This is a genomic window from Acidovorax sp. (assembly GCF_016783915.1).
Taxonomy (GTDB): Bacteria; Pseudomonadota; Gammaproteobacteria; order Burkholderiales; family Burkholderiaceae_C; genus Acidovorax.
Genome location: NZ_JADHVT010000045.1, coordinates 22,083 through 29,636, shown reverse-complemented (window position 1 = coordinate 29,636; position 7,554 = coordinate 22,083). Strand labels below are relative to the sequence as shown.

Annotated in this window: 7 protein-coding genes; 2 read left to right on the top strand and 5 right to left on the bottom strand. The window is 65.9% G+C overall.

Annotation, left to right across the window (positions count from 1 at the left end):
- The coding region (locus ISS20_RS10960; RefSeq protein ID WP_291436511.1) for an Ig-like domain-containing protein at window positions 1-1,663 on the top strand (1,663 nt) is incomplete at its 5' end.
- 17 nt (window positions 1,664-1,680) lie between these two features.
- Window positions 1,681-2,721 carry a tRNA (adenosine(37)-N6)-threonylcarbamoyltransferase complex transferase subunit TsaD gene (gene tsaD / locus ISS20_RS10955; protein WP_291436510.1) on the top strand — a complete coding sequence of 347 codons (1,041 nt, stop codon included), beginning with the start codon at window positions 1,681-1,683 and terminating at the stop codon, window positions 2,719-2,721.
- Between the two features lie 63 nt (window positions 2,722-2,784).
- On the opposite strand, the gene ISS20_RS10950 is transcribed toward tsaD, so the two are convergent.
- From ISS20_RS10950 to ISS20_RS10930, 5 genes are read right to left on the bottom strand one after another with little or no spacing between them, the layout of a single operon-like run.
- A complete protein-coding gene (locus tag ISS20_RS10950) occupies window positions 2,785-4,236 on the bottom strand; it encodes an aldehyde dehydrogenase (RefSeq protein WP_291436508.1) in 1,452 nt (483 codons plus the stop codon).
- Between the two features lie 48 nt (window positions 4,237-4,284).
- Window positions 4,285-4,995 (bottom strand): ABC transporter ATP-binding protein, encoded by a 711-nt coding sequence (locus ISS20_RS10945; protein WP_291436507.1) that lies wholly within the window; start codon window positions 4,993-4,995, stop codon window positions 4,285-4,287.
- Complete coding sequence (locus tag ISS20_RS10940; protein ID WP_291436506.1) at window positions 4,992-5,750, bottom strand: ABC transporter ATP-binding protein; 759 nt, start codon at window positions 5,748-5,750, stop codon at window positions 4,992-4,994. The genes ISS20_RS10945 and ISS20_RS10940 overlap by 4 nt, the downstream gene beginning before the upstream one ends.
- Window positions 5,743-6,675, bottom strand: a complete 933-nt coding sequence (locus ISS20_RS10935) for a branched-chain amino acid ABC transporter permease (protein WP_291436505.1) — start codon at window positions 6,673-6,675, stop codon at window positions 5,743-5,745. The genes ISS20_RS10940 and ISS20_RS10935 overlap by 8 nt, the downstream gene beginning before the upstream one ends.
- Complete coding sequence (locus ISS20_RS10930; RefSeq protein ID WP_291436503.1) at window positions 6,672-7,550, bottom strand: branched-chain amino acid ABC transporter permease; 879 nt, start codon at window positions 7,548-7,550, stop codon at window positions 6,672-6,674. The genes ISS20_RS10935 and ISS20_RS10930 overlap by 4 nt, the downstream gene beginning before the upstream one ends.
- Between the last annotated feature and the right edge of the window lie 4 nt (window positions 7,551-7,554).

Sequence of the window (7,554 nt, the reverse complement as noted above, 5' to 3'; positions counted from 1 at the left end):
TTACGCCGTCAACACCCAGGGCCCCACAGCCAGCATCGTGGTGGCCGATACAGCGCTGGCTGCGGGCGAGACCTCGCTGGTGACCATCACTTTCAGCGAAGCTGTCACGGGGTTTGACAACGCCGACCTCACGGTCGCCAACGGCACGCTCAGCGCTGTGTCCTCCAGCGACGGAGGCATCACCTGGACCGCCACCCTCACTCCCACGACTGACATCACCGATGCGACCAACGTCGTCACACTGAACAACACTGGCGTGATCAATGCAGGAGGCAATGCCGGAACGGGAACTACGAACTCCGGCAACTACGCCATCGACACCCAGCGCCCCACCGCTACGGTGGTGGTGGCGGACGCCGCTCTGGCTGTCGGCGAGAGCTCCGGCGTCACCATCACCTTCAGCGAAGCCGTCACTGGTTTTACGAACGCCGACCTCACGGTCGCCAATGGCACGCTCGGTGCAGTGTCCTCCGGCGACGGCGGTATCACCTGGACCGCCACGCTCACGCCCACGGTCAGCATCACCGACCCCACGAACGTTGTCACCCTGGACAACACCGGCGTGGCCGACGGAGCAGGCAATGCAGGCACAGGCACCACAAACTCCAACAACTATGCGGTAGACACCCTGGCTCCCGTGTTGGCCACCGCCACCGTCAACGGCAACCAGCTGGTGCTGGCTTACACCGAGGCCGCCACGCTGGACGCGACCCATGCGTCCGCCCCTACAGACTTTGCAGTGCTGGTCGGTGCTGCCGCCAACACCGTTACAGCTCTGGCGGTCAACGCAGTTGCCAAGACCATTACGCTCACCTTGACAACCGCTGTGGTGGCGGGCCAGGCGGTCACGGTGGCGTACACCGACCCCACCGCAGGCAATGATGCCAACGCCATTCAGGACGCAGCAGGCAACGATGCTGCCAGCTTCGCTGCCACCGCCGCCACCAACCTTACCCCAGCCGGCCCCGACCCCGAGCCCATCCCCCCCACGCCTGTCCCACCGACACCCCCCACCCCGGGCGTGCCCGACAACGACGGCATCCCGCCCGCTGTTGAAGACCAGACCCCGGGCATCCCGGGCCCGGGGGGCAACACCACCCCTGGTGACGGTAACGGAGACGGCATCAGAGACAGCGAGCAGCCCTCGGTAGGCTCCATCGGCTTTGTGCTCAGCCCCACAGGAGAGAGCAACCCCGGTAGTGCCCCACCCACCTTCACCACCCTGGTGGCCAGCAGCCAGAACGGCAAGGTGGGCAGCGGCAACGACAACGCGCGCATCACCAGCCTGACGCAAAAGGACGCACCGCCAGACCTGCCTGCGGGCATGCAAATGCCCATCGGATTGGTGAGCTTCACGGTAGAGCTGGGGCAAGGCAAGACAGGAGAGAATTTCAGCCTGTACGTGGACCCGGCGCTGGGCGTGAACGGATACTGGAAAGAAAATGCCAGCGGCCAATGGGTGAACATCGCCAGCGAGCCTTACGGAGGCAAGATGGTGATGGAGGGCGGACGTTTGCGGCTGGACTTCCACATTGAAGATGGCGGGCAGTTTGATGCGGACGGCAAGGTGGACGGGATCATCACCGACCCCGGAGCGCCGGGGCACATGGCGCTGTCGATCATGGGGCTGGCGCCGGATATGCCGCATGGGTTCTGGTTCTGAGCGCCTACACTCCGTGCATGAGCTTGCTGATCCTGGGTATTGAATCTTCGTGCGACGAAACCGGCGTGGCACTGGTGCGCTCCACAGGCAATGCCGTGCCCACCCTGCTGGCGCACGCGCTGCACAGCCAGATTGAGATGCACCAGGCCTATGGCGGCGTGGTGCCCGAGTTGGCCAGCCGCGACCATATCCGGCGCGTACTGCCGCTGGCCACGCAGGTGCTGACCGAGTCCGGTCGATCGCTGGCCGATGTGGACGTGGTGGCCTACACGCGCGGCCCGGGCCTGGCCGGTGCGCTGCTGGTGGGGGCCGGTGTGGCCTGTGCATTGGGCGCCGCATTGGGCAAACCGGTGCTGGGCGTGCACCATCTGGAGGGGCACCTGCTGTCACCCTTCCTCAGCGCCGACCCGCCTGAATTCCCTTTTGTGGCCCTGTTGGTATCGGGCGGCCACACCCAGCTGATGCGTGTGGACGGCGTGGGCCGCTACGAGATCCTGGGTGAGACCATTGACGACGCGGCGGGCGAGGCGTTTGACAAGTCCGCCAAGCTCATGGGATTGGGTTATCCAGGTGGGCCAGCGCTCTCGCGCCTGGCCGAGCAGGGGGATGCCGCAGCCTTCAAGCTGCCGCGCCCGCTGTTGCACAGTGGCAACCTTGATTTCTCGTTTGCCGGGCTCAAGACGGCGGTGCTCACGCAGGCCAAGAAGCTGGGCGATGAGCTGGAGGCACGCAAGGCCGACCTGGCTGCCAGCACCGAGGCGGCGATTGTCGAAGTGCTGGTGAAGAAGACGCTGGCCGCGCTCAAGCAGACCGGCCTGAAGCGCGTGGTGGTGGCGGGTGGTGTGGGTGCCAACCGGCATCTGCGCGCCCAGCTCAACGCTGCCTGCGCCGCAGCCAAGGTGCGTGTGCATTACCCCGAGCTGCACTTGTGCACGGACAACGGCGCGATGATTGCTATGGCGGCGGCCATGCGGCTGCAGGCAGGGCAACAGCGGGCCAACACCGACTATGCCTTTGACGTGAAGCCGCGCTGGCCGCTGGATGCCATCACGGTGTGATTTTGAGGAAAAGTGGCACCTGGCGCAGGTAAATCATGCGCTGGGTGCTATCTTTTTTGATGTTCAAAATGGATAGTGGCGCGGAGTCGTCTGCACCGTGATCCAGCGCAGTTCGGTGAACTCACGCACACCGGCCATGCCGCCAAAGCGGCCGTAGCCCGAACTTTTCACGCCGCCAAACGGCATCTGGCCTTCGTCATGCACCGTGGGTCCGTTCACATGGCAGATGCCCGACTCGATGCGCGCCGCCACATTCCACGCCTTGGCCACATCGCGGCTGAACACGGCGGACGACAGGCCGAACTCATTGTCGTTGGCGCAGGCAATCGCTTCTTCCACGCCGTTCACGCGCACCACAGGTTTGACGGGGCCAAACGACTCCTCGCGGTAGATCTGCATCTCGGCGGTCACATGGTCGAGCACGGTGGCCTGCATCAGCGTGCTGTCGCTCTTGCCGCCACACACCAGTTTTGCACCCTTGGCCAGCGCGTCGTCGATCATGGCGTTGCAGCGGTGCACGGTGGCCATGTCCACCACCGATCCCAGCACTACCGGGCCCTTGCGCGGGTCGCCCAGGGGCAGGGATTGGGCGCGTGCGCCCAACTTGGCCACGAACTCGTCGGCCACGGCGTTGTCCACGATGATGCGTTCAGTGGACATGCAGATCTGGCCCGAGTTGGCGAAGGCACCAAACACCGTTCCTGCCACGGCGGCGTCGATGTCGGCATCATCCAGCACTAGCAGCGGGGCCTTGCCGCCCAGCTCCAGCACCACGGGCTTGAGGTACTTGGCGCAGGTCTGCGCAATGATGCGGCCCACCTTGGTGGAGCCCGTGAAATTGACGCGGCGCACCGCAGGGTGTGCCACGATGGCCTCGACCACGGCGCCTGCGTCCGCCGGTGCGTTGGTCACAAAGTTCACCACGCCTGCGGGTAAGCCGGCCTCCTGCAGGGCCTCGATGATGAGGCCGTGCGTGGCGGGGCACAGTTCCGATCCTTTGAGGATCACCGTGTTGCCGCAGGCCAGTGGCGTGGCGATGGCACGCACACCCAGGATGACCGGTGCGTTCCACGGCGCAATGCCCAGCACCACGCCAGCCGCCTGGCGCACGCCCATGGCCAGGCTGCCGGGCACGTCGGAGGGGATCACTTCACCGGCGATCTGCGTGGTGAGTGCAGCGGCTTCTTGCAGCAGGCCAGCGGCCAGGTGCACATTGAATCCTGCCCACATGCCGGAGGCGCCGGTCTCGGCCGCCATGGCCACCGCAAAGTCGGCTGTCCTGGCTTCGAGCGCGTGGGCGGCTTTGAGCAGCAGCGCGCGGCGCGCGTTGGGCCCCAGGGCGGACCAGGCGGGGAAGGCCTTGGCAGCGGCGTCGGCCGCAGCCACGGCATCGGCCACGGTGGCGGCGGGTGCGGTGGTGGCGACCGATCCGTCCAGAGGGTTGCGGCGCTCAAACGTGGCGCCGCCGGTGGCTTGCACGCGCTCGCCGTTGATCAGCATGGAAATGGCAGTCATTGAAAGCTCCTGAAAAAGAACAGATGAAAAAAAGGGGAGAGGAGGTATTCAGGCCACGCCCAGGTAGGCCTGCCGTACCACGTCGGACTTCAGCAAATCAGAGGCTTCGCCAGAGGCCACGATGCGTCCGCGCTCCAGCACATAGCCGCGTTGCGCAATCTGCAGCGCCTTGCGCACGTTCTGCTCCACCATGAGCACGGTGACGCCCTGCGCGGCAATGCGCTGCACGATGGCAAGCAGTTCATCGACCATTCGCGGCGCCAGGCCCAGCGATGGTTCGTCCAGCATCAACAGGCGTGGGCCGCTCATCAGGGCGCGGGCCACGGCCACCATCTGCTGCTCGCCACCGCTCATGGTGCCGGCGAGCTGTGTGGCGCGTTCCTTGAGGCGTGGAAAGTCTTCAAACGCCTGGGCCAGCCGGTCGGCGCGGGTGCGTGATGGCACCAGCCACCCGCCCAGCTCCAGGTTCTCGGTCACCGTCATTTGTGGGAACAGCTGGCGTCCCTCGGCCACCAGGGCGAGGCCGCGCTGCACGCAGGCGGTGGCGTTCATCGCAGGCACGGCCTGCCCGTCGAGCGTCACCGAGCCTTGGCGCGGCAGCAGGCCCGCCAACGCCTTGAGCAGCGTGGTCTTGCCCGCGCCGTTGGGGCCCACGATGACGGTGATGCCGGGCGCGGCTTCCAGTGTCAGGTCCTGCAGCACCTGAAAGCCGTGGTAGCCCGTGGTCAGGTTCTGCACGGTGAGGTGTGCGCCGCTCATGCCGTGGCTCCTTCGCTGGTGGCTGTCATTTCGTCACCCAGATAGGCCTCGATCACCTGCGGGTCGCGCACCACTTCGGCGGGCGTGCCGTCAGCAATCTTGCGGCCCTGGTGCAGCACCAGCACGCGCTCCACATACTTGAGCAGCGTGGTCACCGCGTGCTCGATCCACACCACCGTCAGGCCATAGTCGTCGCGCAGTCTGCGGATGCGCTGGGCCATGGCGTCCACTTCGGATTCGGTGAGGCCCGCGGCCACCTCGTCGAGCAGCAACAGGCGTGGGCGCGTGCCCAGGGCCATGCCGATCTCCAGCAGGCGCTGCTGCGAGGGGGTCACGTCAGCGGCCGGGCGTTCGGCCAGGTGCGCGAGGCCCAGCATGGCCAGGATTTCTTCTTCGCTGCGCAGCCCCTCGGGTCCCTGGCGGTGGCGGCCCGCGAACTGCATGCCAAAGCGCACGTTGTCGCGTACCGTCATGTCGGGGAACACGCGCGGCGTCTGGAAGGTGCGAGCAATGCCGTGGGCGGCATAGTGGTGCGGGCCCTTGCCGGTCAGGTTGTCGGCACCGCAGCGCAGCGTGCCCGAGGTAGGCGGTTGCACGCCCGAGATGGCGTTGAAGAACGTGGTCTTGCCCGCACCGTTGGGGCCGATGATGCCGATCAGCTCGCCCGTGTGCAGCGTGGCGCTCACGCCATCCACGGCAGTCAGGCCGCCAAAGCGCACGGTCACGGCGTCAATCGTCAAAAGTGCTTCAGCCATGGTGAGCCTCCGCAGCAGGCTTGCGCCGTTGCCACAGCGTGGCCAGGCCATTGGGCAGGTACATCACGCACAAAATCAGCAGCAGGCCCAGCACCATCATGTAGCCAAAGGGCAGCTGCAGGCGCAGCGTTTCGGCCAGCAGGCTGAATACGATGGCTGCCAGGATGGGGCCGCCCAGGCTGGTGGCGCCGCCGATCAGTGCGATCAGAACCGTCTGGAAGCCGATGAAGGGGCTGAACACGGCTGCGGGCTCAATGTAGGTCCAGCGTACGGCCATGGCCGCGCCCACGGCGCCCGCAAAGGCAGCGGTGATGCCAAAGCCTGCGATCTTGGCCAGACGCGTGTCCACGCCCAGGGTCTGCGCACGCTGCTCGTCAGCACCGATGCCCGAGAGCGCCAGGCCAAAGCGGCTGCGCTGGATGGCAACGGATGCAGCAATGGCGGCTGCGGCGATCAGCAGCACCGTGAGGTACACCGTCTCATTGCTGGGCACCACCGTGAGCACGCGGCCTACGGTGCCGGACACCTGCTTTTCGACAAAGGTCACGGCGTGGCGGATCAGCTCGGTCATGCCGAAGGTGAGCACTGCAAAGTAGGTGCCGCGCAGGTGCAGCACGGCAGCCCCCATCACCACGGCCACGATGGTGGCGATCAGTGCGCCGCTCAGAATCACCAGCGGCCAGGGCAGCACGCCCAGCAGCGTGGCACTGGTATACGCACCAATGCCGAAGAAGGCCGACGTGGCGAGTGAGAGGTAGCGGGTGGCGCCGCAGAACAGCGACCAGCTGGTGGCCAGCGCGATGTACATCAGGCAGCTGAGCAGCACCGAGGTGGCGAACTCGGACACCAGCCAGGGCAGGGTGGCGACCACCGCCACCCCCGCTGCCAAGGCCAGCCAAGGCTTGTTGGAATGAAGGGAAGTCATTTTTTGGAGAACAGTCCGTTGGGGCGCCAGATCAGCACGCCGATGAACACTGCATAGCTCAGCAGCATCTTGAGAGACGGGCTGCTGAAGTGCATGCCCAGCGCCTCGACCACCCCCAGCAGCAGGCCACCGGCCAGACTGCCCGCCAGGCTGCCGAAGCCGCCCAGCGTGATGACGATCAGTGCCGTCACGGTGTAGGGCTCACCCATCGACGGAGAAATCTCATACGTCATGGACAGCAGCGCACCCGCCACGCCGGACAGGCCCAGGCCAATGCCGAACATCATGGGGTGCAGGCGCCGCGTGTTGATGCCCACCAGCTGCGCACCTGTGGGCGACTGCATCAGCGCCCGCACGGCTTTGCCCAGCAGCGTGAGTTTGAGCAGTGCGATCAGCGCGGCCGACAGCGCCAGCGCCACGCCAAACAGCACCAGCTTGTTCTCGGTGAAGCGCATGCCCGCAATCTGCACCGGTTCGGCCAGGTATTCATACCCGCGCAGGTCACCGCCCCAGATCAACAGGGCGGTGTTCTGCACCAGGAACATCAGGCCAAAGCCCACCATGAGGCTGCGCGCCTCAAACACGTCCACGTTGGGCGCGCGCGCCGCCAGGCGCTTGAAGCACAGCGCATGCACCACCACGCCCAGCACAAACAGTGCGACGAAAGCCAGCGGCATGAGCAGCAAGGGCGAGATGCCCCACAGGGTGTGCGCCGACCAGGTGAGGAAGGCGCCCAGCATCAGGAACTCGCCATGCGAGATGTTCATGATGCGCATCAGCCCGTACTGCAGGTTCAGGCCCATGGCCACCAGCGCATAGATGCCGCCGGTAATGAGGCCACTGGCGACCAGTTCGGCCCAGGAAGTCAGAGACACTTTG

What these genes read in the sequence shown, in the direction of transcription:
- ISS20_RS10950 (WP_291436508.1), bottom strand. Translation starts at nt 4,236, where the DNA reads ATGACTGCCATTTCCATGCTGATCAACGGCGAGCGCGTGCAAGCCACC.
- ISS20_RS10945 (WP_291436507.1), bottom strand. Translation starts at nt 4,995, where the DNA reads ATGAGCGGCGCACACCTCACCGTGCAGAACCTGACCACGGGCTACCAC.
- tsaD (WP_291436510.1), top strand. Translation starts at nt 1,681, where the DNA reads ATGAGCTTGCTGATCCTGGGTATTGAATCTTCGTGCGACGAAACCGGC.
- ISS20_RS10940 (WP_291436506.1), bottom strand. Translation starts at nt 5,750, where the DNA reads ATGGCTGAAGCACTTTTGACGATTGACGCCGTGACCGTGCGCTTTGGC.
- ISS20_RS10935 (WP_291436505.1), bottom strand. Translation starts at nt 6,675, where the DNA reads ATGACTTCCCTTCATTCCAACAAGCCTTGGCTGGCCTTGGCAGCGGGG.